The following is a 509-nucleotide window of genomic DNA, read 5'->3' on the forward strand; positions in this document are numbered from 1 at the left end:
GCGATGTACGGGCACGTGCTGTTCAGCGCGCACATGGTCCAGCACATGGTGCTCGCCATGGTGATCCCGCTGCTCCTGACGCTCGCCGCCCCGGTCACGCTCGCGCTGCGCGCGATCCCCGCCCGGTCGACGACGCTGCGGGGGGACTTGTCGCGGGGCCCGCGCGAGTGGCTGCTCACGCTCGTGCACAGCCGGCTCGGGACGTTCCTGGCGCACCCGCTCGTCGCCGCGGTGAACTTCGCGGGGTCGATGGTGCTCTTCTACTACACGGGCGCGTTCGAGTGGGCGCTGCGCAACCCCGTCGGGCACGTCGCGATGGTCGTGCACTTCTCGCTCGCGGGGTACCTGTTCGCGAACGCGCTCGTCGGGGTCGACCCGGGCCCGAGCCGGCCCCCGTACACGCAGCGGATCCTGCTGCTGTTCGCCACCATGGCGTTCCACGCGTTCTTCGGCGTCGCGCTCATGAGCGGCGAGGCGCTGCTCGTGGCCGACTGGTTCGGGCTGCTCGG

General features: G+C 71.5%; 1 protein-coding gene. It reads left to right on the forward strand.

Features of this window, described 5'->3' with window-relative positions:
- A partial coding sequence (locus AB6N24_RS23130; protein WP_412871701.1) for a cytochrome c oxidase assembly protein occupies positions 1–509 on the forward strand: 509 nt, incomplete at both ends.

Origin of the sequence: Cellulomonas jepli (assembly GCF_047229345.1) — a bacterium.
GTDB lineage: Bacteria > Actinomycetota > Actinomycetes > Actinomycetales > Cellulomonadaceae > Cellulomonas_A.